25 protein-coding genes and 1 tRNA gene are annotated in these 24,136 nt (G+C 68.5%); 18 read left to right on the forward strand and 8 right to left on the reverse strand.

Annotated elements, in window-relative coordinates:
* Positions 1 to 93: 93 nt before the first annotated feature.
* Both ACIQF0_RS23250 and ACIQF0_RS23255 read left to right on the forward strand, forming a co-directional pair.
* Entirely contained in the window at positions 94 to 2,142 is a 2,049-nt protein-coding gene (locus ACIQF0_RS23250) for a prolyl oligopeptidase family serine peptidase (protein WP_401032460.1), read from the forward strand.
* Between the two features lie 83 nt (positions 2,143 to 2,225).
* Positions 2,226 to 2,648 carry a hypothetical protein gene (locus tag ACIQF0_RS23255; protein ID WP_401032462.1) on the forward strand — a complete coding sequence of 141 codons (423 nt, stop codon included), beginning with the start codon at positions 2,226 to 2,228 and terminating at the stop codon, positions 2,646 to 2,648.
* 6 nt (positions 2,649 to 2,654) lie between these two features.
* On the opposite strand, the gene ACIQF0_RS23260 is transcribed toward ACIQF0_RS23255, so the two are convergent.
* The 4 genes from ACIQF0_RS23260 to ACIQF0_RS23275 all read right to left on the reverse strand — a co-directional run bounded on the left by ACIQF0_RS23260 (position 2,655) and on the right by ACIQF0_RS23275 (position 6,383).
* Positions 2,655 to 3,470 (reverse strand): spermidine synthase, encoded by an 816-nt coding sequence (locus ACIQF0_RS23260; protein ID WP_401032821.1) that lies wholly within the window; start codon positions 3,468 to 3,470, stop codon positions 2,655 to 2,657.
* Between the two features lie 29 nt (positions 3,471 to 3,499).
* On the reverse strand, positions 3,500 to 3,895 hold the full coding sequence (gene speD, locus ACIQF0_RS23265; RefSeq protein ID WP_319977204.1) for an adenosylmethionine decarboxylase: 396 nt from the start codon (positions 3,893 to 3,895) through the stop codon (positions 3,500 to 3,502).
* A gap of 34 nt (positions 3,896 to 3,929) precedes the next feature.
* Positions 3,930 to 5,096, reverse strand: coding sequence for a type III PLP-dependent enzyme (locus ACIQF0_RS23270; RefSeq protein WP_401032464.1), 1,167 nt, complete (start codon positions 5,094 to 5,096; stop codon positions 3,930 to 3,932).
* Between the two features lie 108 nt (positions 5,097 to 5,204).
* Complete coding sequence (locus ACIQF0_RS23275) at positions 5,205 to 6,383, reverse strand: metallophosphoesterase (protein ID WP_401032466.1); 1,179 nt, start codon at positions 6,381 to 6,383, stop codon at positions 5,205 to 5,207.
* 90 nt (positions 6,384 to 6,473) lie between these two features.
* On the opposite strand from ACIQF0_RS23275, the gene ACIQF0_RS23280 reads away from it, so the two are divergent.
* The 3 genes from ACIQF0_RS23280 (at position 6,474) to pabB (ending at position 9,896) form a co-directional block, all read left to right on the forward strand.
* Positions 6,474 to 6,971: a SigE family RNA polymerase sigma factor gene (locus ACIQF0_RS23280; RefSeq protein WP_360041374.1), complete on the forward strand. Its 498-nt coding sequence runs from the start codon at positions 6,474 to 6,476 to the stop codon at positions 6,969 to 6,971.
* Positions 6,968 to 7,816, forward strand: coding sequence for a hypothetical protein (locus tag ACIQF0_RS23285; protein WP_401032468.1), 849 nt, complete (start codon positions 6,968 to 6,970; stop codon positions 7,814 to 7,816). The genes ACIQF0_RS23280 and ACIQF0_RS23285 overlap by 4 nt, the downstream gene beginning before the upstream one ends.
* Before the next feature lie 94 nt (positions 7,817 to 7,910).
* Positions 7,911 to 9,896: an aminodeoxychorismate synthase component I gene (pabB, locus tag ACIQF0_RS23290; RefSeq protein ID WP_401032470.1), complete on the forward strand. Its 1,986-nt coding sequence runs from the start codon at positions 7,911 to 7,913 to the stop codon at positions 9,894 to 9,896.
* 110 nt (positions 9,897 to 10,006) lie between these two features.
* On the opposite strand, the gene ACIQF0_RS23295 is transcribed toward pabB, so the two are convergent.
* Positions 10,007 to 10,348 (reverse strand): Lsr2 family protein, encoded by a 342-nt coding sequence (locus ACIQF0_RS23295; protein WP_030476951.1) that lies wholly within the window; start codon positions 10,346 to 10,348, stop codon positions 10,007 to 10,009.
* A gap of 323 nt (positions 10,349 to 10,671) precedes the next feature.
* Here ACIQF0_RS23295 and ACIQF0_RS23300 point away from each other — a divergent pair, with 323 nt between their 5' ends.
* The 6 genes from ACIQF0_RS23300 (at position 10,672) to ACIQF0_RS23325 (ending at position 15,106) form a co-directional block, all read left to right on the forward strand.
* Positions 10,672 to 10,953: a metal-sensitive transcriptional regulator gene (locus ACIQF0_RS23300; RefSeq protein WP_319977198.1), complete on the forward strand. Its 282-nt coding sequence runs from the start codon at positions 10,672 to 10,674 to the stop codon at positions 10,951 to 10,953.
* 53 nt (positions 10,954 to 11,006) lie between these two features.
* Positions 11,007 to 11,080 (forward strand) — tRNA-Leu (locus ACIQF0_RS23305).
* 244 nt (positions 11,081 to 11,324) lie between these two features.
* Positions 11,325 to 11,801, forward strand: a complete 477-nt coding sequence (locus ACIQF0_RS23310) for a PTS system mannose/fructose/N-acetylgalactosamine-transporter subunit IIB (RefSeq protein ID WP_401032473.1) — start codon at positions 11,325 to 11,327, stop codon at positions 11,799 to 11,801.
* 6 nt (positions 11,802 to 11,807) lie between these two features.
* Positions 11,808 to 13,415 (forward strand): PTS system mannose/fructose/sorbose family transporter subunit IID, encoded by a 1,608-nt coding sequence (locus tag ACIQF0_RS23315; protein ID WP_401032475.1) that lies wholly within the window; start codon positions 11,808 to 11,810, stop codon positions 13,413 to 13,415.
* 9 nt (positions 13,416 to 13,424) lie between these two features.
* The gene (locus tag ACIQF0_RS23320) at positions 13,425 to 13,811 is read left to right on the forward strand and encodes a PTS sugar transporter subunit IIA (RefSeq protein ID WP_401032477.1); all 387 of its coding nucleotides are present in this window, start codon (positions 13,425 to 13,427) and stop codon (positions 13,809 to 13,811) included.
* Complete coding sequence (locus ACIQF0_RS23325; protein ID WP_401032479.1) at positions 13,808 to 15,106, forward strand: hypothetical protein; 1,299 nt, start codon at positions 13,808 to 13,810, stop codon at positions 15,104 to 15,106. Before ACIQF0_RS23320 ends, ACIQF0_RS23325 begins: the two co-directional genes overlap by 4 nt.
* Here the strand turns inward: ACIQF0_RS23325 and ACIQF0_RS23330 are convergent.
* Positions 15,070 to 15,834 carry a GntR family transcriptional regulator gene (locus ACIQF0_RS23330; RefSeq protein ID WP_401032481.1) on the reverse strand — a complete coding sequence of 255 codons (765 nt, stop codon included), beginning with the start codon at positions 15,832 to 15,834 and terminating at the stop codon, positions 15,070 to 15,072. The two genes, ACIQF0_RS23325 and ACIQF0_RS23330, sit on opposite strands and share 37 nt — an antisense overlap.
* A 151-nt stretch (positions 15,835 to 15,985) precedes the next feature.
* On the opposite strand from ACIQF0_RS23330, the gene ACIQF0_RS23335 reads away from it, so the two are divergent.
* The 4 genes from ACIQF0_RS23335 (at position 15,986) to ACIQF0_RS23350 (ending at position 19,493) form a co-directional block, all read left to right on the forward strand.
* On the forward strand, positions 15,986 to 16,888 hold the full coding sequence (locus ACIQF0_RS23335) for a cellulose binding domain-containing protein (RefSeq protein WP_401032483.1): 903 nt from the start codon (positions 15,986 to 15,988) through the stop codon (positions 16,886 to 16,888).
* A 75-nt stretch (positions 16,889 to 16,963) separates the two neighbouring features.
* Positions 16,964 to 17,731, forward strand: coding sequence for a hypothetical protein (locus ACIQF0_RS23340; RefSeq protein ID WP_401032484.1), 768 nt, complete (start codon positions 16,964 to 16,966; stop codon positions 17,729 to 17,731).
* The gene (locus tag ACIQF0_RS23345) at positions 17,728 to 18,633 is read left to right on the forward strand and encodes a sugar kinase (RefSeq protein WP_401032486.1); all 906 of its coding nucleotides are present in this window, start codon (positions 17,728 to 17,730) and stop codon (positions 18,631 to 18,633) included. The genes ACIQF0_RS23340 and ACIQF0_RS23345 overlap by 4 nt, the downstream gene beginning before the upstream one ends.
* A complete protein-coding gene (locus ACIQF0_RS23350) occupies positions 18,630 to 19,493 on the forward strand; it encodes an SMP-30/gluconolactonase/LRE family protein (protein WP_401032488.1) in 864 nt (287 codons plus the stop codon). Before ACIQF0_RS23345 ends, ACIQF0_RS23350 begins: the two co-directional genes overlap by 4 nt.
* Here ACIQF0_RS23350 and ACIQF0_RS23355 read toward each other — a convergent pair.
* Both ACIQF0_RS23355 and ACIQF0_RS23360 read right to left on the reverse strand, forming a co-directional pair.
* Positions 19,451 to 20,047: a hypothetical protein gene (locus tag ACIQF0_RS23355; protein WP_401032490.1), complete on the reverse strand. Its 597-nt coding sequence runs from the start codon at positions 20,045 to 20,047 to the stop codon at positions 19,451 to 19,453. The genes ACIQF0_RS23350 and ACIQF0_RS23355 overlap by 43 nt on opposite strands.
* A 152-nt stretch (positions 20,048 to 20,199) precedes the next feature.
* Complete coding sequence (locus ACIQF0_RS23360) at positions 20,200 to 21,417, reverse strand: ROK family transcriptional regulator (protein ID WP_401032491.1); 1,218 nt, start codon at positions 21,415 to 21,417, stop codon at positions 20,200 to 20,202.
* Between the two features lie 194 nt (positions 21,418 to 21,611).
* Between ACIQF0_RS23360 and ACIQF0_RS23365 the strand changes: the two genes are divergently transcribed.
* Genes ACIQF0_RS23365 through ACIQF0_RS23375 form a run of 3 tightly spaced genes read left to right on the forward strand, consistent with a single transcriptional unit; the run spans position 21,612 to position 24,092 of the window.
* Positions 21,612 to 21,752 (forward strand): hypothetical protein, encoded by a 141-nt coding sequence (locus ACIQF0_RS23365; RefSeq protein WP_401032493.1) that lies wholly within the window; start codon positions 21,612 to 21,614, stop codon positions 21,750 to 21,752.
* Complete coding sequence (locus tag ACIQF0_RS23370) at positions 21,727 to 23,391, forward strand: albusnodin/ikarugamycin family macrolactam cyclase (RefSeq protein ID WP_401032495.1); 1,665 nt, start codon at positions 21,727 to 21,729, stop codon at positions 23,389 to 23,391. The genes ACIQF0_RS23365 and ACIQF0_RS23370 overlap by 26 nt, the downstream gene beginning before the upstream one ends.
* Positions 23,388 to 24,092, forward strand: a complete 705-nt coding sequence (locus ACIQF0_RS23375) for a lasso peptide biosynthesis B2 protein (RefSeq protein WP_401032497.1) — start codon at positions 23,388 to 23,390, stop codon at positions 24,090 to 24,092. Before ACIQF0_RS23370 ends, ACIQF0_RS23375 begins: the two co-directional genes overlap by 4 nt.
* Positions 24,093 to 24,136: the final 44 nt, after the last annotated feature.

Consider the following 24,136-nt stretch of genomic DNA (forward strand, 5'->3'; position numbering starts at 1 on the left):
GTGGCGCTCGCAACCCCCTCCCGGTCTGTATCGCGCCAGGCAGTGCACGTCACAGCACCCGTGCGGTACGCGTGCGCGGGTTAATGTTGGCGGGTGGGCAACGACATCTCCTTCCCGCGCCAACAGGCGCGCACCCAGCGGTTCACCGTCGGCGCACCGAGGACCTTCGCGGTGTCGGCGGACGGCGCACGTGTCTTCTTCCTCCGCCCGGCCACGGCCACAAGCCGTGCGAACGGGCTCTGGGAGCTGAACACGTCCACCGGCGTCGAACGGCTGCTCGCCGACCCGGCGACGCTGCTGTCCGATCCGGAGGACCTGCCCGCGGAGGAGAAGGCACGCCGCGAGCGCACGCGTGAGTCCGGCGCGGGCATCGTCGGCTACGCCCTCTCCCGGGACGCCTCGGTGGCCTCGTTCGCGCTGTCCGGTCGCCTGTACGTGGCCGACCTGACGGACGGTGCCGTCCGTGAGCTGCCGACGCGGGGTGGCGTCATCGACCCGCGCGTAGACCCGACGGGGCGGCGGGTGGCGTACGTCACGCACGGCACCCTGAGGATGGTCGACCTGTCCTCGGGCGAGGACTACGCCGTCGCCGAGCCGGACGGCGAAGACGTGACGTTCGGCCTGGCCGAGTTCATCGCGGCCGAGGAGATGTCGCGCTACCGCGGCTACTGGTGGGAGCCGAACGGCGACCGCCTCATCGTCGCGCGCGTGAACAACGCCGAGGTGCAGCGCTGGTACATCGCCGACCCGGCGAACCCCGCCACCGCGGCCACCGAGATCGCCTACCCGGCGGCAGGCACGACCAACGCGGCGGTGTCGCTGCACGTCGTGTCGCTGGACAGCACCTTCGTGCCGGTCCTGCTCGACTTCGACTACCTCAACGACGTGCACTGGTCGTCCGGCGGCGCCCCGCTGATCACCACGCAGACCCGCGACCAGCGCACCCGCACGATCTACACGCTGGCCCCCGACACCGGTGCCGTCACCGAGCTCGCGGTCGAGACCGACCCGACGTGGCTCGAGGTCACCGACGGCGCTCCGGCCTGGACGCCGGACGGCCGCCTCGTGCGGATCGTGGAGGAGGGCGACGAGTACGCGCTCCGGGTGGGCGACGACGTCCTGACCTCCGGCCTCCAGGTGCGCAGGGTGCTCGACATCGCCGACGACTCGATCCTGGTCACCGCCTCGGCGGACGACCCGACGCAGGTGCACGTCTACTCCGTCGGCGAGACCGTCGAGCAACTGTCCTCTGAGGACGGTGTGCACTCCGCGGTTCGGGGCGGTGACACGGTTGTCTTCGTTTCGGCCACTTTGGACACTTTCGGCGCACGGGTGCGCGTCGGCGACCACGTGATCGAGTCGTGGGCGGACACCCCGGTCCTCAAGGCGTCCCCGCGCATGCTGACCCTCGGCGAACGCGACCTCCGCGCCGCCCTGCTGCTGCCCACCGGCCACGTCCCCGGCACCAAGCTCCCGGTGCTGATGGACCCGTACGGCGGCCCGCACGCCCAGCGCGTCATCTCGGCCCAGAACGCCTTCCTGGCCTCGCAGTGGCTGGCGGACCAGGGCTTCGCGGTCATCGTCGCCGACGGCCGCGGCACCCCGGGCCGGGGCCTCGCCTGGGAACGCGCGATCGCGTTCGACTTCGCCGGCGCCACCCTCGAAGACCAGGTGGACGCCCTCCACGCGGCCGCCGCGATCGAACCGGACCTCGACCTCACGCGAGTGGCGATCCGAGGCTGGTCCTACGGCGGCTACCTGAGCGCACTCGCGGTCCTGCGCCGCCCGGACGTCTTCCACGCGGGCATCGCCGGCGCCCCGGTGACCGACTGGCGCCTCTACGACACCCACTACACCGAGCGTTACCTGGGCCACCCGGACGACAAGCCGGAGATCTACGACGCGAACTCGCTCATCGCCGACGCGGACAAGCTCTCCCGCCCGCTGATGATCATCCACGGCCTGGCGGACGACAACGTGGTGGCAGCCCACACCCTGCGCCTGTCCAACGCCCTGCTGGCCGCCGGCCGCCCGCACACCGTGCTGCCGCTCTCCGGCGTCACCCACATGACCCCGCAGGAACAGGTGGCGGAGAACCTGCTCCTCCTGCAGGTCGACTTCCTCAAGCAGTCACTCGCCTGAGAGACCACTGGGGCCAGCCCCAGCACCCGCCGCGGTGCTGGCCCCAGTGACCGGGGTGTGGTTCCCCGGCACGCTTGAACGCCATGGGGGACAGAACAAAGCATCTCGCCGTCGGCTTGTACGTGCTCTGGGGCCTGCTGCACGCGGGCCTGGGCGCCTCGATGGTCGTCAGCGACCTCGCGAACGGCGCGCCGACAGGCGAAACAGCGGCGGAAAGCCTGCTCTACTTCATCGCGGTGACAGTCCTGGGCTTCCAGGCGATCTACGTCGCCCTGACGCTCACCCGCACGAACAGCCCGGCCGGCTTCTGGCTCAACACCGTCGTCCTCGGCGTGATCGACGCGGCGTTCGTCGGCTACCTCGTCCTGCCGGGCCACGTGGATCTGCTCGGCGGCATCGCGGGTCCGGTCATCTGGCTGGCGGCGACGGTCTGCGCGGCGAAAGCGCTCCAGAAACAGCGAAAGGGGCGCCTCCCGCAACGGGAAGCGCCCCTCTCCACGACCTGAAACCGGTCAGGCCAGCGACTGCCGCACCCGGTAGGGCGGAATGCTGTTGCCCAGCAACGCCAGGTCGTCGATCGACTCCGGCTGGTACCCGGCCGTCTTCAACCGCTCGACCATCAGCGCGGTCGGGTCCTCGACGACGTCCGCGCGGCCGAACAGGTACGCCCACTCGTGCTCGTCGGAGCCGTAGTAGGCGACGGTGTCGAACACCTCGTTGAACCGCTGCCAGGAGCGGATCAGGGTGGTGTTGCGCCACATCGTCTGGCAGCCGGACTGGTTGACGACGACGCCGCCGGGACGCAGCAGGGCCTTGCACATGCGCAGGAAGTCCGCGCCGTACAGGCGGTTGTGCTGCGCCTCCTCCTCGCGCTCGTCGGGCAGGTCCACCAGCACGATGTCGTACTTCTCCGACGTCGTGCGGATGTACTCGAACCCGTCGATGTACTGCACGCGGATCGGGCCGTCACCCTTCTCCGCGGCGGCCAGCTCCGAGAGCGAGTACCCGTACGGCAGGTGTTCCGCGCACAGCTTCACGGCCTGCTCGTCGATGTCGATGTGGTCGACGACCGTCGCTCCGTGCTGCACGGCCATCTGGCACACGACGCCCTCGGAGGAGCCGATGACCAGCACGCGCTCGACGGTGTCGGCCAGCAGCAGCGCCGGCACCATCAGGGCCTCGTGGTAGGTCAGCTGGCTGAACTCCGTCGACTGGCGGTCGTTGTCGCAGAACAGCGACAGACCCTGCGCCGTGCGGGCGATCACCAGGTGCTGGAAGTCGGTCTTGGTGTCGACCAGCACCTCGTCCACCTGCCAGTGGCGGGTCATGCCATCGGCGAGCGGCTCGTTGATCGTGTTCACGCGACATGCTCCTTGACGCCACGAGTGACGAGGTCCGTGCTCACATGAGCAGCGCCCAGAGCGTCAGCGAGTAGTTGGACGGCCAGCGCCGGTTTCGCACGGGTACCGCAGGTGAACACGTCGACGAACACCGAACCCACTTCGGGATAGGTATGGATCGACGCATGGGATTCCGACAGCAGGGCCAGCACGGTGACTCCTTGAGGATCGAACTTCTTGGAGATCACCTCCAGCACGGTTGCGTCGGCCTGCGTGAGAACCTCACCAAGGGCGTGCCGCAGGAACTGCTCGTCGTCGAGCAGATCCGCGCTCACACCCGAGAGCTCTGCAAGTACGTGCTGTCCCGCGAACAAACCGACGGTCTCCTCGGTCTGACAGGGCGCTTCGGACATCAATCACTCCAAACTATGTGAATTGCGAACAGGCTTAGACGCAGTACGTGGCCAACGGCGGGAAGCCGTTGAAGCACACGGACGAGTAGGAGGAGGTGTAGGCGCCCGCGTGGAGGATGTCCACGTGGTCACCCGCCTTCAGGTCGAGCGGCAGGTCGTAGCGGGTGTGCTGGTAGATGACGTCGTCCGCGTCGCACGTCGGGCCGGCCAGCACGATCGGGCCGACCGGGCCGCCGTCGCGTGAAGTCCGCAACGCGTAGGCGATCGCCTCGCCCTCGGTCTCGGCGAGACCCTGGTAGCGGCCGATGTCGAGGTACACCCAGCGGCGTTCGTCCGAATAGGACTTCCGCGACACCAGCACGACCGACGAACGGATCATCCCGGCCTCGGCGGAGATCGCGCGGCCGGGCTCGATCATCACCCTGGGACGCAAAGCGCCGAAGTGGCGGGCGATGGACGCCTCGATGGCGGCGCCGAAGTCGTCGAGGGAAGGCGTGGAAGCCTGGTACACGGCCGGAAGCCCGCCGCCCAGGTTCACCGTCGACGTCTCGATGCCTTCCGCACGCAGCTTCGCGGCGATCAGCGCGGCGTCGGCGATGCCGGAGTCCCAGCCCTCGACGGAGAGTTGCTGCGAGCCCGCGTGGAACGCGATGCCGAGAGGAACGAGTCCCAGCTGGTGCGCGAGCCGCAAGAGATCCGTCGCCATCTCCGGATCGCAACCGAACTTGTTGCCGAACGGGTAGGTGGAACCCTTGCTGTGGACAAGAATCCGCACCAGTACGGACGAACCGGGCGCGTGCTCGGCGACGAACCGCACGTCCTGCTCGCTGTCCGACACGAACATCCGCACGCCACGAGAGTGGGCGTACGCGATGTCAGCGGCCTTCTTGATGGGGTTGCTGTAGGAGATCGACGACGGTGCGGCGCCGCGCGCCAGACACAGGTCGATCTCCGCGGGTGATGCCACGTCGAAGTGCGAACCCTCCGCGACCAGCGTGGCGACCACGTCGGACTCCGGGTTCGACTTGACCGCGTAGAAGATGTCGATGGACGGCAGCGCCGCGCGAATCGCCTGGTAGCGCGCGCGAATCGTCTCGAGGTCGATCACCAGACACGGTGTCGACGGGTTCTCCTGGTCCAGGAAACGCCGAATACGAGCCTCTGCCTCGTAACGCCGGTCGACGGCGAAGCTCTCGGTCATTTCCCCAGGGTTCCCCCTTCATCCGCCTCGCGGTCCGTACGCGGGCACGGCCGTCCACTCTACGGCCTTGACACCGCAATCGCGCAATCCAGTACAGCCGAGTGTGATTTAGCCAGCAGAACGCAGCTCGATCATCGTGATGTCCGGGGGCGCGCCCACGCGCACCGGCGGACCCCAGAAACCCGCGCCACGACTGGTGTAGAGCCAGGTGTCGTCCACCTTCGACAACCCGGCGGTGCTGGGTTGCTGCAGCGGCACAAGGAAGTTGAACGGCACCATCTGTCCACCGTGTGTATGACCGGACAACTGGAGGTCTACGCCGTGTGAAGAGGCGTCCGCGACCTGCACGGGCTGGTGTGACAACAGGACTACGGGGTTGTTTCGGTTTCGTCCCGCGAGAGCGCGGCCGAAGTCCGGGCCGTCGTCGTAGGACTTGCCGGTCACGTCGTTCACGCCCACGACCTCGATGCCGCCGGCGACGGTCAAACCCTCGTTGCGCAACGGGTTCACGCCGAGCTTGTCCAGCTCCGCGATCCACTGCTCGTGCCCGGAGAAGTACTCGTGGTTACCGGTCACGAAGAAGCTGCCGTGCCGGGAGACCAGGTCCCGCAACGGTGCCGCGGCCTCGCCCAGCTCGGCGACGGTGCCGTCCACCAGGTCGCCGACGATCGCGACCATGTCGGCCTGCTGCTCGTTGATCATCCGCACGATCCGTTCGGTGTGCGAACGCCCGAGCAGCGGCCCGAGGTGGATGTCGCTGACGACCGCGATCCGGAAGCCCGACAACGACGACTGCAGCTTGTTCAGCGTCACCGGCACGTTCAGCAGCTGCGGGTCGCCCAGTGCCTGCGTCATGCCGTACCCGACGACGCCGCCCGCCGCGACCCCGGAACCGATCGCCACCGAGCGCGCGATGAACAGCCGCCGCGACGGGTCCGGCACGATCTCCACGGGTTCGGCGGGACCGGCGCCGGCGGCCACCGGCGTGAGCGCGGCCCGCTTCAGCAGGATCCGGCGCGGGATCTCCGCGATGCCGAGCGCGATCGCCAGGTAGAACAGCAGGGCCAGCCACACGAACCCCGGCCAGGCGAAGAACTTCCCGTACTCCGGCGGCACCCTGCGCGTGACGACCAGCGCGCTCATCAGCATCACGAACGCGCCGATGATCGCCACGGTGCCGATGCGGCGCCCGAGCGTGCGGGGGAGCGTCGTGTCCACGACCAGCCGCCGCCACAGGTACAAATGGCCCAGTGCTGTCGGGACACCGAGGAGCAAAAGGAAAATCACGACATCAGTATGCGTTTCCAGAACTTCGTGCAACCCGCCAGGCCCCACGTGGCGTGACTAACCCGGCACCGCAGATTAGGGGGAAACCTGATGAGTGATCGGGACGCCGCGTTCCAGGAGTACTTCGCGGCCCGTTCCGACGTCATGCGCGGCACGGCGTACCTGCTGTGCGGCGATTGGCATCGCGCGGAAGACCTCGTTCAGCAGGCCTTCACCAAGCTGTACCTGGCTTGGCGGCGGATCGAGCGGCACGAGGCGCTGGACGCCTACACCAGGCAGATCCTGGTGCGGACGTTCCTGTCCGAGCGACGGCGCGGGTGGTTCCGGTTCGAGTCGGCGAGTGACGACCTGACCGACTCGGCGGCTCCGCCGGGCGTCTACCCCGAGGAACGGATGGTGCTGCTGGAGGCGCTGGCGAAGGTGCCTCCGAAGCAGCGTGCGTGCCTCGTCCTGCGGTACTGGGAGGACATGTCCGTCGAACAGACGGCCACGGTTCTCAAGTGTTCGGAAGGAACCGTAAAGAGTCAGGCCGCGCGGGGGCTGCAGACGCTGCGCGGTCTGCTCGCACAGCAGGAGAGGGTTCGATGAACGAACAGGACCTCAAGCGAGCTTTCCAGGATGTGGTGGTGGCGAGCAGCCCGCCGCCGTCGATGGATCCGGGCATCGCGCTCGACAGGGCGCACAAGGCCCGTTCCAAGCGGCGGGCGTCCATCACCGGGGCCGCGGTCGCCGTGCTCGTGGTCGGTGTCGGGCTCGGGTCGGCGTTCGCGCTGAATCCGCAGGGCACGAAGGACTCCCTGATCGGCGCGGGGCAGAGCAGCAGTTCGAACCCCGCCGCGACGGGGTCGCAGTGGGGTGAGCAGTGGCCGGTCGGGCAGTCCGACCGGACGGCCACCAGCGGGCCGCAGGCGGATCGCGGCACGCAGTTGCTGAACCTGGCCAGGGCGTCCGTGCCGGCCGGGTACGAGGCACCGGATCTGAAGTACAAGGATCCGGCCATGTACGGCGGCATGCTTCGCGCCCAGGCGCAGGTCACGAGCAACAAGGGTGAGTCGCCGGAGATCTGGGAGTACACGGCGTACGTGCCGGTGCGCAAGGACGACAAGGTCGGCCGGCTGACCGTGACCGTGACAACGCCGAATCCGAAGAACGCCGCGGATCCGTGTGCGGTCAACGGTGTCCCCGACGGTGCGGGTTCCGGCTGCAAGATCTACGAAGTCGCAGGGAACCAGGTCGGGGTCACCTCTCCCGTGAACCCCGCCCAGGGCAATGCGACGACCGCGTCCTACCGGGCGGCCAACGGCTGGACGGTGACGATCACGCAGGAGGAGGAGTACTCGTACAGCGGTTATCCGAAGCTGGACAGGCAGCCGTTCTTCGCGCCGGAACTGGCGGCGCTCACGGCGGATCCGAAGTTCCTGCTCGGTAGCTGAGTTCGCGTTCGAGTCCGGAGGGCGGTCACGATTTGTGGCCGCCCTCTCTCGCTGCTCCGATCGGGTGTTTTGCCAGGTAGAGTGCCGTCCTGGAATGCGTACCCTGCTCATCGACAACTACGACTCGTTCACGTTCAACCTCTTTCAGCACCTCGCTGAGGTGAACGGCGCCGAGCCCGTGGTCGTCCACAACGACGACCCGCGCTTCCGGCTTGCCTCGCTGCGGTCGTTCGACAACGTGGTGATCTCCCCCGGGCCCGGCCGGCCGGGCAATCCCGCCGACTTCGGCATCTGCCGCGCGGTGATCGACCACGCCACCATTCCGTTGCTGGGCGTGTGTCTGGGCCATCAGGGCCTGTGTCAGTCGTACGGCGCCGTCGTGGGACCTGCGCCCGTGCCGCGCCATGGGATCGTTTCGCCGGTCACGCACAAGGGTGTCGACGTGTTCGCGGGGCTGCCCTCGCCGTTCGACGTCGTGCGCTACCACTCGCTGGCGGTCACGGATCTGCCTTCTTCTTTGGAAGCCATCGCGTGGAGCGACGACTCCGTGCTCATGGGCGTGCGCGCACTCGACAGACCCGCGTGGGGTGTGCAGTTCCATCCCGAATCGATCTGCACCGAATTCGGCCGCGAGATGCTCGCGAACTTCGCCGCGCTGACCCCGACCCGGACGGCCGCGGTGCCGGAACCGGCGCTGGTTCGCTCAACGCCTCAGAAGCGCCCTGTGCACGTCCGCGAGCTGGGTGTGGCCGTGGACGCGGAAGAGGTGTTCGCGGCGCTGCACGGGGCTTCTGAGGCCGCGTTCTGGCTGGACAGCGGGTCAGGCGGGCGGTTCTCGTTCATGGGGGACGCCTCCGGGCCCCTCGCCCGCGTCGCGCGGTACTCCGTGCAGGACCAGGTGCTCACCCTCGACGGAGTGCCGCGGCCCTGTCCTTCTTTCTTTTCCTGGCTGGACGACGACCTGGCGGCGTGGGGCGTCGAGCAGCCGGACGTGCCGTTCGACTTCGCCCTCGGGTGGGTGGGTTATCTCGGCTACGAACTGAAGGCGGAGTGCGGCGGCGACTTCACGCACCGCGCGGAGCAGCCTGACGCGTCGTTCGTCTTCGCGGACCGTGCCGTGGTCATCGACCACGTTGATGATTGCGTCTATTTGCTCTCGCTGACCGATGACACCTGGTTCGAGGAGGTTTCGGCGGTTCTGCGACAGCTCAGGCCATTGCCGGAGCCTTCCCGGCCGGTCGTGTCCGAGGTGACGTTGCGCCATCCGCGCGCGCACTACCTGAAGCTGATCAGCGCGTGCCAGGAAGCGATCACGGCGGGGGAGACCTACGAGGCGTGCCTGACGAACATGATGTCGTGGCGTGCGACGCTCGACCCGTGGGACACATATCGGCTGCTTCGTGCCGCTAATCCCGTTCCGTTCGGGGCGTTGCTGCGTTTCGGTGACCTCTCCGTGCTCAGCACGTCACCCGAACGATTTATGCGGGTGGGCCGAGATCGCGTCGTGGAGTCATCGCCGATCAAGGGGACGCGGCCGCGAGGTGTTGATGCCGCGGACGACGAGATGTTGCGCACAACGTTGGCGCGATCGGTCAAGGACCGCGCGGAGAACCTGATGATCGTGGACCTCGTCCGCAACGATCTCGGCACGTGCGCGGAAGTGGGTTCGGTCGAGGTGACGCGGTTGTTCGACGTCGAGACCTATGCGACCGTACACCAATTGGTGAGCACCGTGCGGGCCAGGCTTCGGCCGGACAGTTCTGCCGTCCGATGTGTTCGAGCCGCGTTTCCCGGTGGTTCCATGACCGGTGCGCCGAAGATCCGGACCATGCAGATCCTTGATGGGTTGGAAGCCGGTCCACGTGGGGTGTACTCGGGAGCGCTCGGTTACTTCTCGCTCAACGGAGCCGCCGACTTCAGCATCGTCATCCGAACGCTGGTCACGAACGGGGACCAGGTGAGTTTCGGAGTCGGTGGAGCGGTCATCTCACTGTCCGACCCTGACGAGGAATTCGAGGAGACAGCGGTCAAGGCCGCCGCGGTGTCGCGCCTGTTCGGGGCGCACTTTCCAGGTCGTTGATCCCGCGTTCCGGGGATAGTGTGAACGAACCGGGATGTGTTAGATCTTTGGGGTTAACACGTCGGCCGGCCAGCCGGCCGACGTGTGGAAACCTCGCTTGTTCGCCCAGGTCAGGAGGCGTGCGCTTCCTGGAACTGCACGACCAGGTTCTGCGGAATACGACCGCGGTCCGAGATCTGGTGCCCCTGCGCGCGGGCCCAGTCACGAATGCGCTGCGCCTCAGCCTTGTCGGTGGCCTTGACCGTGGACTTGCCGGTGCCCTTGCGCTGCTTGCGGCCACCCGCACGACGGGCCTTGCCGACGAAGTCCGCCAGCGACTCGCGAAGCCGCTCCGCATTTCCCTTCGACAGGTCGATGGCGTACTCGACACCGTCAAGTGCGAAGGTCACGGTCTCGTCGGCTTCTCCGCCGTCGAGGTCGTCGATGAGTTGGACGACGGTCTGCTGTGCCACTGTTCCTCCGTTGGGTACTCACATAGCACGCGGATCCTCGACGTAACCACGTGCTTCGACAACACCATAGTCCACACGAGGAAAAACGGCGAACCTTTCGCCGCTAAAATGTGACCGCAACCGCCCGGTCGGGGCATTTACCCGGTAAACCACACGGGTGTTATGGGTCCAAAATGTGGTGCTACTCGTCTCACTTCGGGGCGTTGCTGGGCTTGCCGGACGCTTCCCCATTCCAGCCGACGGAGCAGCGTTGCACATAACGCACCCCATCCGGTGCAGGTATCCTCGACATACCCGCCAGGGGTAGGGAAGGTCAGGAGCCGATGCACGGGTACACCGCGGACAAGGACGCATACCTCAAGCGACTGCGCCGCATCGAGGGACAGATCCGTGGTCTCCAGCGCATGGTCGAGAACGACGAATACTGCATCGACGTCCTCACCCAGATCTCCGCGGCCACGAAGGCCCTGCAGGCGGTGTCGCTGGGGTTGCTCGACGAGCACCTGAAGCATTGTGTGGCCCAGGCCGCCGCGGAAGGTGGTCCGGTGGCCGAGCAGAAGCTCGCGGAGGCGTCGGCGGCGATCGGCCGACTCGTTAAGTCGTAGGGTCCCCTGGAAGAAACTCGTTGGGGTGATCCGCTACAGTTCACCCCAGCTACGCCCCCGTAGCCCAATCGGCAGAGGCAGCGGACTCAAAATCCGTCCAGTGTGCGTTCGAGTCGCACCGGGGGCACGGACTTCGGGCGAGGTTAGGTTCGCGAAAAGCGCGAACCTAACCTCGCCCGTGGTGTTTTCTGGGGGCCGAGCCCCCAGACCCCAGCCGGGGCGCTGCGCCCCCGGACCCCCGCATTCTGGCGGCCTCTGAATATCCACTGTGGAACCGAAGGCCTGTTGGGCCGGTTCGGTGCTGCCCGTTGACAGCCGATACTGGTTTGCACCAGTATCGGGGTCACGTCGGCTGACCAGGGGGAGTGGGCATGGCGGGAGTGCATCTGCGGGTCGACAACCGGTTGATCCACGGCCAGGTGACCGTCGCGTGGACCGGGGGGTTACGCGTACGGAAGCTGGTCGTGTGCAACGACGAGGTCGCCGGTGACGAACTGCAGCGGATGTTGCTCCCGCAGGCAGCGAGGGGGCTGCCCACCGAAGTGCTCACGGTCGCCGAGGTGGTGGAACGCGTCTGGGGAGAGGACGTGATGCTGATAGCGAAGCATCCGGCCGACGCGTTCCGGCTCGTCGAGGGCGGGGTGCGGCCAGGGGTGGTGAACGTCGGGAACGTCGCACCCCGCCCCGGCGAGCAGTACACGATGGTGACGAGGTCGATCGCGGTGACCGCGCGGGACGCGGAGGGCTACCGCCGGCTCGCCGCCGAGGGGATTCCCGTTGTCGCGCAGTTGATGCCACGGGACAAGGCCGCCGACTTCACCGCGTTGCTGGACAAGAAGGGGCTGTAGAAGCCGATGCTCGTGGCACTGGCTTTGACGCTGTGGGCCGTCATCTGCACCTACGACGTGCTCGGGCCCTTCCTCATCTTCGCGGGGCGCCCGCTGGTGGCGGGGTCGGTGGCCGGTCTCATCACCGGTGACCCGCTGCTCGGCATGGCGATCGGTGCGACGCTGGAACTGGTGGCTCTGGGGGTCTACCAGTACGGCGGCGCGACGATTCCGGACTACCAGACCGGGGCCATCGTCGGCACCGCGCTCGCGGGGAGCGCGGCGGGTCCGCTGAGCGCGCAGGTGGCGGTCGGCATCGCGGTGGCGCTGCCCGCGGCCGTGCTGCTGTCCACTTTGGACCCGGTCGGCAAGATGATCACGACGGGCATGGTGCACCGCGCCGACGGCTACGCGGCCGCGGGGGACGCGCGCGGACTGGCCAGGATTCACTGGCTCGGCCTGGTGCCCTGGTGCGGAGTCCGGGCGATTCCGACGTTCCTGGCCGCGCTGACGGCGTCCAGTGGAGTGGTCGAGGACCTCACCAAGGGGATTCCCGCCGGCTTCGTGAACGGAATGACGCTCGCCGGGTCGTTGCTGCCCGCGGTGGGCTTCGCGTTGCTGCTGTCGATGATGCAGCTGTCGAAGTACTGGTACCTGTTGCTCATCGGGTTCGTGGCGTTCGCTTATATGAAGGTGCCGTTGCTGGGCATCGCGTTGCTGGGCGTCGCGATCGCGTTCCTGGTCGTCGGCCGCGGTGAGCAGGTGCCGGTGCCCGCCGAACCGGCTGAAGAGTCCGATGTGGACCGTCGGCTCACGGAACAGGACCTCAAGAAGGCGTACCGGCGGTACTTCTGGTCCAGTCAGGTTTCGTGGAACTACGAGCGGATGCAGGGGCTCGGGTTCGCGTACGCCATGGAACCCGTGCTGCGCAGGCTTTACCCGGACGCGCACGACTACGCGCTGGGGCTGCAGCGGCACATGCAGTTCTTCAACACCTCGGTGCTGGTGGGCGGGCCGTTGATCCTCGGCTCGGCGATCGCGATGGAGGAGGCGCGCTCGCCGGAGTCCGCGGAGAGCACGAAGGTCGCGTTGATGGGGCCGCTGGCCGGTATCGGTGACACCCTCGTCTTCGCGCTCTACAACAGCATCGTCTTCACCATCGGCGCCTCGCTCGCCCTGCAGGGCAACTGGCTCGGCCCGGCGTTCGCGATGGTCATGGTGCTGGTCCCGTACGCGCTGGTGCGCCGCTGGCAGTTCCGCCTCGCCTACCGCGAGGGCAAGCGGCTGGTCGCCCGCTTCGCCGTCGGCACGCTGGACCGCCTCTCCCGGGGCGCGACCGTGCTCGGGTTCGTCGTGCTCGGCGGGTTCATCCCGTTGATCGTCAAGGTCGTCACCACGCTGACGTACCGGCAGACCACGACGGTCGACGGCGAACAGGTCACCCAGACCGTGCCGATCCAGGACCGGCTCGACGAACTGCTGCCCCACCTGCTGCCCGTGCTCGTCACCGCCGCGGCGTACCTGTTGCTGACCAAGGCCAGGCTGAAGCCCGTGCTGGTCATCGGCATCTTCGTCGTGGTCGGCGTGACGCTGGGCTGGCTCGGCTGGTTCGCGCCCGCCGCGCCCAAGAGTTAGGAACGACCGATGACCACACCCGTCCTGCTGGCCGGGCACGGCGCGCTGCCGTCCGGTGTCGCCGACGCGGCCCAGCTCGTGGTCGGCCCGCAGTCCCGGCTCCTGGTTTGTGAGCTCGGCCCGGCGGAAAGCCCGGACTCGTACGGAGAACGGCTCGCGGACCTCGTCGGCGCCGCGCCGGAGGTGCTCGTGCTGGCCGACCTTCCCGGAGGTACGCCGGCCAACGCCGCGAAGCTGCTGGCGGCACGCCGGGGTGGTGTGCGGATCGTGACCGGTCTCAACCTGCCGATGCTGCTGGAGGTCCTGGTGCGCGACGGTGACGTGGACGAACTGGCCGCGCTGGCGCAGACGGCCGGACGGGGCGGAGTCCTGACCGAGCCGGTGCTGACTCGATGACACTCCTGCTCGCGGCCGGTCGCACGGTGATCACGCCGGGTTCCGGCCACCCGATGGGCGGCTACCTGTCCAGGGAGGGCGTCGCCACCGGCGTGCACGACGACCTGGAGGCCACGCTGGTCTGGTTGTCGTCCGACGACGATCCGGGCGTGGTGTGGGTGACGCTGGACGCGTTGGCCACCGACGTCTCGCTCACCCGCGCGCTGGCGGCGGTGGTCGCGCAGGAGACCGGAGTTCCCGCGAACCGCGTGCTGGTGTGCGCGTCGCACACGCATTCCGGGCCGGACGGGTGGACCGGGGCGATCCACCCGGGGATGCCGGCGCAGCGGGAACCCGAACTCGTCGAGCGGCTGACCGAGCAGGTGGGGACGGTGGCCCGCGGCATCCGTCCACATCGGACACCGGTGAGCGCTCGCTGGCACGAGGGCGCGGCGGCGCGGGTCGGCGGCAACCGCAACCGGCAGGACGGGCCGCACGACGGATCGGTTGGCGTGCTGACGTTGCACCACCCGGACGGTTCTGTGGCGGCGTTGCTCTTCGACTACGCCAGCCATCCGACCGTGCTGGGTGCCGACAACCTCGACTGGTCGGCGGACTGGCCGGGTGCCACCCGCAGGGAACTTGCCGGGCTCGCCCCGGTGGTCGCGTTCCTGCAGGGCGCGGCGGGTGATGCCAGCTCGCGGTTCGTCCGCCAGGGACGTGGTCACGCCGAGGTGTCCGCACTCGGTGGCAGGCTCGCCGAGTCGATCACGGGACTGCTGTCGTCCGGTCGGCCGGTGGAGGAACCGATCCGGCTGACGCGAACGGTGCTGCGACTGCCCCACCGCTCGCTGCCGTCGCCCGCCGAGTGCCGCCAACTGCGCGAGGGCGCCGAACGCGGATGGCGGAAGATGTTGCCCGCCAAGGAGAACGACCCTGCCGTCCGCATCGCGCAGACCAGGTACGAGGGAACGCTGATGCTCAGCACCTTGGCCGCCGCGGGGTTGCCCGGTGAGGCGGAGGTGCCGGTCACCGTCGTGTCACTGGGGGAGGTCGCCTGGCTGCATACGCCCTTCGAGTTGTTCTCATCGATCGCGTTGCGCATCAGGGCCGCCAGCCCGTACGCGCACACCAGGGTGATCGGCTACACCGACGGTTACGCCGGCTACCTGCCTGACCACGACGCCTACCGCGAGGGTCTCTACGAGTCCTACATCGCGCTGGTGGAACAGGGCGCGTCGGAGGTGCTGGTGGATCGCTGCGTCGAGCTCCTACGCGCTCACCGCGACCGGCGTGCGGTGGTGAACACGGTGTAGCGGTCGGCCCGGTAGAGCGAGCGCCCCGCCTCGATCACCCGGCCGTCCGCCGCGTGCAGGGTGCCCTTGAGCACGAGGCAGGGCTGGCTCGGCTCGATCGCCAGCAGCGCCGCGTCCTGCGCCGGTGGCAACACGGCGCTGATCGCCGTGTCATTCCAGTCCGGAATCACACCGAACCGTTCGGTGAGCGTCCTGTGCAGTGAGTGCGTCGCCCAGTCGAATTCGTCGATACCGGGGAAATGGTCGAGCGAGAGGTTTGTGCGCTCCAGTGCGAACGGTTCGCCGTCGACCGAACGGAGCCTTTCCAGCCGGAACACCGGCGCGCCGGGAGGAATGTTCAGACGTCCGGCGATCTCGGCGCCCGCGGATTCCACGAGAGCCACCAGCACCTTCGCCCCCGGTGTCGAGCCACGCGCCTCGACGTCCTGCGTGAACGACGTCAGCATGTCGATCTGCGTGGGAGGACGCTCGGCGGTGAAGGTGGCGTTGCCGTGCTGGCGGTACAGCAGCCCGTCGGCCACCAGTCGGTTGATCACCAGCCGGACGGTGCTCCTGGAGATCTGATAATGCTCGGCCATGAATCGTTCCGACGGAATCAGCCTGCCCGGCCCCGCATCGGCCGCGACGGCCTCCAGAATCTCCCTGAGCTGGTCGCCTTTCGGGCGGTCCGGATCCAGCTCGGCGGGGAATTCCAGATCGTCCGCGGGAACATGCTTGGGGCGGGGCACATTGCCATTATGCCCCAATGATCGGTGAAATGGTCACAGGTGGCCGCTCGTCCTGCCGGCGCGGTTGATCAAGGCCGAACGGCGGATGTGAGCGGGGCTCGGAGACCGCTACGGTCGTGCAGGTTTGCATGAACGTGCGCGGGAGTCCCTGGTGTTGCGGAAGTCCTTGTCCTTTCTCCTGGTCCTTTTGACGTGCGCGTGCACGGTCGAGGGCCAGTCACGTCCCGTCGCCGCCCCGGTGCAGGTGCGTCAGCCGACGTTGGTCAACGAGGCGACCGGTGACCTGCCGGCCGTCGTGCGCGCGGTGATCGACGGCCGCACGGTCGAGCTCGACACCGGCCAGCGCGTCCAGGTCTCGCTGCTGGCGCCGCCCGCGGACTGCTGGGCCGCCGCCGCGCGCACGTTCGCCGAGAAGTCGTTGCTGGCCAAGCCTGTTCGGGTCAGCTCGCTCACGCCCGGCGAGGTGAACCTCCGGCTGGAGGACGGCACCGACTACGCGCTGCTCGCCGTGCGGGAGGGCGTGTTGAGGGCCCAGGCCGCCGCCGGTGCGCTCGCCGACGCCGAACTCGGTGCGGCGCGCCAAGACCGCGGCCTGTGGGGAGCGCCCTGCAACGGCATGGACGCCGTCCCGACGACCACGACCACCGCTCCGCCTCCCGCGCAGCGCGTCGAGTCGTCGAAGTCCGTGCCCACGACCACTTCGCCGCCTCCCGTCGTGACGACCACTCCGCCACCACCCTGTGCGGTCGCCTACCGGCTCGACGGCCAGTGGCAGGACGGGTTCCAGGGGAAGATCACGATCAGGAACACCGGTGGTGCCGCGATCAACGGCTGGACGCTGAAGTGGACGTTCGCCGACGGGCAGACCGTGCGGCAGATGTGGAACGCGTCGGTGTCCCAGCGGGGCTCGGCCGTCACCGCGACCAGCGTCGAGTACACGAGGACGATCTCGCCCCGCGGTGAGGTGGAGATCGGGTTCCTCGGCTCGGTCCGCGGCCGGAACACCGCGCCCGCGTCGTTCACGCTCAACGGGACGGCCTGCACGACGAGCTGACTGTTGGTCCTGACGGCGACCCATGGCAAGATAAATTAGTAATTAACTGCTGATTGATCATGTCAGGGACGAACCGTGCAGGTCACCAGGGTTGTGCCGCTGTCCGTCGAGGTCGATCACGGCCTCGGTGGACGCTGGACCTCGCTGCGCACAGCCGACCGCGAGTGGCTGTGGCACCGAGCCGATCCCGCGCGTGCCGGGGTGACGCCGGGCTCCGCGTTCGTCGACGCGGGTGGCCTGGAGGAGTGCGTTCCGACGGTGCGCGGCCTGCCCGATCACGGCGACGCGTGGAGCAGGCCGTGGCATCAGGCCGGAGTGGACTGTCCTGATTTCACGCTCAGCCGCTCGATGTCGTCCGCCGGTGGCGCGGTCATCGCCGACTACGAGCTGATCGCCGAGCCCGGCTACCGGTTCGTGTGGGCGGCGCACGCCCTGCTCGACGTCAGCCCGCATGCCCGGTTGGACGCTCCTGGCGGCACTTCCGTGCTGATCACCGATCCGGTTCCGGAGTTGCGGGAGTGGCCCGCGGGCCTGGACTCGTTGGGGCCTGACGACGGCACGGCGGTGGGCGCGGTGCTCGACCGCGGCCAGATCCGCGTGATCGACGGAGATCAGCAGCTCGACCTGCGCGTCGAGTGCGCGGGCCAGCCCGTCGCCATCGCGTTGTGGCGCAACCTGAAGGGCTGGCCGGAAGACGACCCGTACCGCAGCGTCGGCGTGGAACCCATGCTCGGTCACACCTTCGACCGTCACGACATCACCCGTCCGGTCGCGGTCGTGCCCTCCTCGGGTTCGGTGCGCTGGCGTCTGACGATCACCGCTCACGCAGGAGGAACGGCATGACCGACGTGCTCACCCTGGGCGAGACCATGGGTGCGTTCCGCGCCGCCGGCCCGTTCCGGCTGGGCGGAACCGCGGAGCTCACCGTCGCCGGTGCCGAGTCGAACGTGGCCATCGGTCTGGCTCGCCTCGGCCACGCGGTGCGCTGGACCGGCGTCACCGGCGCCGACGAGATCGGCTCACTCGTCCGCCGCACGCTGCTGGCCGAGCAGGTGGACATCGGTGCCGCCCGGATCACGTCGGACGCCGCCACCGGCCTGATCCTCTTCGAACCGCGAACCGCCGACATCACGCGCGTTCTCTACTACCGCAGCGGGTCTGCGGGGTCGCGCTTGTCCACAGAGGACGTTCGCCGCTCGTTCACCGCCGGTGTGCCGCGGGTCGTGCACGTCACCGGTATCACGCCGGCCCTGAGCGAGTCCGCGCTCGCCGCCGTCACCGAGGCGATCCACCTCGGCCACGAGGCGGGCAGCACGGTCAGCCTCGACATCAACTTCCGGTCGAAGCTGTGGTCGCCGGAGGAGGCGGGCAAGGCGATCCAGCCGCTTCTCGCACGGGTGGACGTGCTGATCGCCTCCGACGACGAACTCCCGATCGCCGGGGACCACCAGGTACCCGAGGTCGTCCTGAAACACGGCGCGGACGGCGCCACCGTGCGCACTCCGGACGGGACCTGGTCCGCCGCCGCCCACCGCGTCACCGTCGCCGACACCACCGGCGCGGGCGACGCGTTCGTCGCGGGCTACCTCTCCGGCCACCTCGACGGTCTCGGTGCGGAAGCCCGGCTTCAGCGCGGCAACGCCGTGGCCGCGTTCGCCGTCGCCACCCCCGGCGACTGGCAGGGCCTGCCCACCCGGGCCGACCTGGAACTGCTGGACCTGCGAGCAGGGAGCACCGTCCGATGACGCTGACGCAGTGGAACTTCGAGCAACTCGAACTCGGCGAAGGCGCCCGCTGGATCAACGGCAGGCTGGTGGTCGTGGACCTGCTGGCCGGCCGCGTCCTGGAGACCCGAGGCGACGTTCCCGCGCCGTTCAAGGAGATCGCCACTCTTCCGGTCCCCGTGGGCGCCGTGGCGCCAGTGCGGGACAGCGACGACCTGATGGCCGCGTTCGGCACCGGCGCGGGCCTGCTGAACGGTCCGCGGCAGGAAACCTTCGCGGACGAGGGCATGCGGGTCAACGACGCGGTGGCCGACCCGGCAGGCCGTTTCTGGGTGACGACCATGGCCTACGACACCGAACCCGGCACGGGCGCCCTGCACCGCCTGGGATCGCCCTCACCCGTCCTCAAAGGACTGACGATCCCGAACGGCCCGGCGTTCTCCCACGACGGCAGGCACCTCTACCTCGCCGACAGCGCACGGGGCGTGGTCCACCGCTTCGACGTCGGCGACGGCGGCGAACTGGGCGCCCGCCGCGTCTTCCTGCACACCCCGCACCAGACCCCGGACGGCATGACCACCGACGTCGAGGGCAACGTCTGGATCGCCTTCTGGGGAGCGTCCGCGGTGCGCCGCTACCGCCAGGACGGCCGCCTGGACCGGGAGGTGTGCCTCCCCGCCCGCCAGCCCACGAGCGTCTGCCTCGGCGGCCCGGACATGAGCCGCCTGTTCGTCACCACCGCGAAGTACGGCCTGCGCCGCCCTTCGCTGCACGACGGCGCGGTGTTCGCCGTCGACGTCGACGTGCCGGGCAGGCCGGCGAACGAGTTCGTCCCGGCTCACTCCGCCGCGCACAGCCACGCCGCGGAACCCTCCGAGTGAATCTCCCGGTAGCGCGTCGGATCCGCGTATCCGGAGGCGTGCCGGATCACGGTCTCGTAGACCTGCGGCGACACCGTCAGTGCCAGGTCGGCGCCGGTCTTCAGCTGGTGGTTGACCAGTTCCCGCGAGTTCAGCATCGAGGACGCCGCCGCGATCGCCGGCCCGGTGAGCCCGTCGGCGGTCGCGATGACGGGGCCGACGTGCAGGGCCGCCCTGAGCTGTATCCGCACGGGAGCGGCTTCGCGGTTGTAGCGCCGGATTCCGGTCTCGAGGCAGGGGATCAGCCGGTCGACGATCGCCGACGTGGCGATGCTGGGCGGAATGGCGACCAGCACGCCGTCGTACCGTTCGTCGTGACGGCAGGTCGCCCAGGGAATTCCCGAATCCGCGAATGCGGAGCGCACCACCCTGTGCAGTGGTGCCCTGGCCACCTGGCGGTCGCTCTCGGTACCGCCGGGGCCGTCCGAAGAAGCGATTTCGAGGAACAGAACGGTGTGGCTGACGTGGTCCCATCGGCCTGTGGGCCGACTGGACCGGTCCGGCGAGGTGCTCATGGCGGGCCCCCTTGCGAATCGGCTTGCTGGCGGGAAGAGTGGCGCCACGACAAGGCTAAATACGCGAGGGAAAAGCAACAACGAATTCTTTGGGAAAGGCGTGATCGTTTGAGGTGATCGTTGATCACGCCGAAATCAAAGACCGGCCTTCTTCAGTTCGGCCGGATGTGGTGGACGGTGAGCGCGTACGCGAGGGCGCCCTGTGCCCCGGCCTTCAGGCCGAGTTCGGAGGCCTCCACGGTCATCGGGGCCAGGTAGTTGAACATCCCGCCGAGCGAGTGCAGGCGCATCGTCTGGACGGCCGGCTCGATCACCAGCTCGACCGCCCTGCCGAGTTCCCCGCCGATGAACACCTTCTCCGGGTTGAGCAGGTTGCACGTCCTGGACAGCGCGATCCCGATGTTGCGGCCCGCGTCCTGAAGCACCCTGCGGCACAACAGGTCTCCGCTCTTCGCGCGCTCGACGATGTTCGCGAGGCTGTTGGGCAGATCCACCCGGTAGCCGACGTAGGCCCGGCGGACCTGTTCGACCAGACGCGCGCCGCCGACCGCGGTTTCGAGGCAGCCGCGGTTGCCGCATTGGCAGACGACGCCGTTCGGGTCCATCACGAGATGCCCGATCTCGCTCGCGAGACCGTGCCTGCCGCGGTAGATCAGGCCTCTGATGATCAGGCCCGCGCTGACGCTGGTCGACGACTTCACGAACAGCATGGTCTCGGTGCCGCGCCCCGCGCCGTAGAGATATTCGCCGTACGCGGCGTAGTTCGCCTCGTTGTCCATGATGACCGGCACGCCGGGGAAGTGCTCCTGCAGGCGGGCGCCGGGGTCCATGCCCCGCTCCCAGTCGAGCGCCCACGCGACCTGGGAGATCGTGCTCGTGCGCGGATCGACCGCGGCGGGGATGCCCAGCCCGATCGCGACGATGTCGGTCTCGTCGAGGCCCGTCCGCCGGACGACCTCCCCGATCAGTTGCACGCACTCGCGCATCCACGCCTGGCTGCCGTGTTCCGCGCCGCGACCGGACCAGTCCACCACGACGCGGTCGACGTCACCGTCGACCCGGCGCGCGGCGACGGTGACCGTGTCGTAGCTGACCTCGACGCCGATGGCCACGCCGCGAACGTTGCTGAGACTGACCTTCTTCCCGCGTTCGTTGTCGTTGCCGTCGACCACGATCAGGTTGTCCCGCTGCAGTTCCTGGACGATTCCGGACACGGTCGCCTGGGACAGGTTGGTGAACTTGGCCAGATTCACCTGGGTGCTGGGAGAGACCATGATCGCGCGGAGCACCCGCCTGCGGTTGAGGTCGCGCAGAGCGTCGGACGTCCGGCCCCAGATCAGGTCTCGGGCGTGCCTGTCGCCACTGGGCACTCGGTGCCTCCCCAACCCTCGGCTTCGAATTGAAGCGCCAAGCCATGGTAGCGGCGGTTGAGGCATCAGTCGGAAGCCCCCAAGTGTGCGATCCGCAGGTTCCAGCGCGACTCGCTGTGATGTAGGGGTGCGGTCTTGATGGCATTCTGAGGGGTTATTCTTACGCCCTTGTCGGCGCCGGGAGAGGCAGTTTCTTGATCGAGAACGACGTGGACGCTGCGGCGGCCGACCAGGGTTACGAGCCGCCTGTCCTGTTCGACCTGGGATCCGTCTACGACATCACCTTCGGAAGTGCCAGCGGTTCCAGCGATGCCTCCGGCCAGAGTTTCAACTAGAACTCAGGCCGCTACGGCGGAGGTCTTCGGCCAGTGCTTCGCCGAAGAGGACGTTCTCGCGCGCTCTCTCGCCGAGTTCACCGAATCCGGTGAACATCGTGTTCTCACCGGCCACGTCGGCTGTTATTCGACTGTCGTGCGGCAGCCGGGTGGAACGACGCTGTTCGCCGACCCGGTAGGTCAGTTTCCGCTCTACTACGACGATTCCGGGCGACATGGCACGAAGGCGAGCGATCTCGGATCCGAGATCGACGAGGTCTACCTCGCCACCCGGCTGGCCTGCCTCGACGGAGCGGGCCTGCTGGAGAACCGCAGCCTGTACCGAGGTGTCCGGCGGGTCCGCGAAGGTCATGCGCTCCACATCGGCGGCGGCCTGCTCGACGAACGTCCTTACGCGCCACTGCGCGTGGATCCCGGCCTGAGCGAGGCCGACGCGGCGGAAATGCTGCGCGACGCGCTCGTGGCCGCGGTGCGGGCCCGAGCGCTTTCCGCACGCCGGTTGGTCTCCGACTTCAGCGGTGGTCTCGACTCGACCTCGATCGCCTGTCTCGCTCTCCGCGACGTGCCAGGACTTCCGGTGTTCACGCACTACAACCCAGATGCCCCGGTCCTCGACGACGTGGAACGCGCCGAGCGCTACGTCAGCGTGGAACGGCGGTTCGACCACCAGCTCGTCAAGCTGCCACCAGAACACCTTCCCTTCCAGGACCTGGTGTCGATGGGGGACGAGCCACACCCGGCCTCGATCGCCTGCGGCCCGGCCCGGCTGAGGTTCTCGGCCGCCGCCGCACTCGGCGCCGACGTCCACCTGATGGGTGAGGGCGGCGATGCCGTGCTGTGGGCTCCCGGCGCCTACTTCGTCGACCTCGCCCGGCGCGGTGAGCTCGCCACGTTGTGGCGGCACTGCTTCGCCTGGGCACGGCTGCGCAACCGGTCTCCGCTGAGCGTGTTCCGGCGGGCGGTGGCCATGGCGGGCCTCGGCCGCGGGCGCGCGTTGCTCCGGCTCGCCCGCACCCTGGAACAGGGCCGCCCGGTCGGTGACGTGCCGTGGGAGGTCTCGGTCGTCGCGCGCTGGGAACTGCCGCAGGTGCACTGGTTCACGCGATCGACCCGGCACCTGCTGGCCGCACAGGCCCGGTCGGTGGCCGCGCAGGAGTCCGATGTGGACGCCGGCGAGTCCGTTGTGCTCAACCAGTTGCGCCTGCACGGTCTCACGCAGCAGGTGCACCGGGAAGCCGCCGCCGAAGTCGGGATCGACGCCCACGCCCCGTTCCTCGACACGGCCGTGGTGCGTGCCGCCATGGCGATTCCGGCGCGACGGCGCGCGGACCCGGCCGTCGCCAAGCCCCTGTTGAAGAAGGCGCTGGCAGGCCTCGTTCCTGGTCGCGTCCTGTCCAGGGAGACCAAAGGGGACTACAGCCGCGAGGCTTATCAGGGCATTCGGCGGGCGGCGCCCGAGCTGCGGCGGTACCTCGCCGATTCGGCGGCGGCCGACTTCGGGCTGATCGACCCGGTCCCGGTCCGCCAGGTGCTCGAGGACGCGGTGAACGGGCTGCGCGTGCCGTGGGGTGCGCTCAACCAGGTTCTCGCCGTTGAGGTGTGGCTTCGCGCGAACGCGAGAAAAGTGGCTTCGACATGACGCATTTCGTGGTTCCGGACTCGGTGCACACGACCTCCGAGGACGACGGCGGTCTCGTTCTGCTGAACGTGGCCACCGGTCAGTGGCACAAGCTGAACCGCACCGGCAACGAACTCTGCACCGAGATCTGCGCCGGTGGCCTCGACATCGCGGTCGAGATCTTCGTGAGCCGGTACCCGCGGGAGTCTCCGGAAGGCATTCGCGTGCACGCGGAGGAACTCCTGTCCGCGTTGGTGGAGCGAGGTCTGCTGGAACCTGAAGCCCTCGTCCGGGGTAGTGGCGGGGTGCCGATCGCGCTGGCTCCTCGCACCCGGGTGGGGCTGAGGCCGCGACTGGTGGCGGCCGTGGCGTTGCCGTTGGCGCTCGTGCTGTTGTGGTTGCCGTTCCGGGTCACGGTGAAGGGCTTCAAGGTCGTGAAGCGCGGCCGGGCCAGGCGGCCGGCGACGAAAGCCGAGGCGCTGCAGGCACTTGCGGCGGCCAAGCGGGTCAGCCGGTTTCATCCCGGACGGGTGGCGTGCCTCGAACTCTCGCTGACGGCCGCGCTCACCGCGGCGTTGCGCGGTGCGTCGGTGCAGTGGTGCCTGGGTGTGGCCAGCGACCCGCAGGCGTTCCACGCCTGGATCGAGGCGGACGGTGAGCCGGTGACCGATCCGTTCGACGACCCGATTCCGACCACCTACCAACGGGTGCTCGCCGTGTGAGGGCTGCTGTGAGCTGATCTGCCCACAGCAGAGAACGAAGCGGG

The sequence above is a fragment of the Lentzea sp. NPDC092896 genome (genome assembly GCF_044754905.1).
In the GTDB taxonomy this organism is placed as follows: domain Bacteria; phylum Actinomycetota; class Actinomycetes; order Mycobacteriales; family Pseudonocardiaceae; genus Lentzea.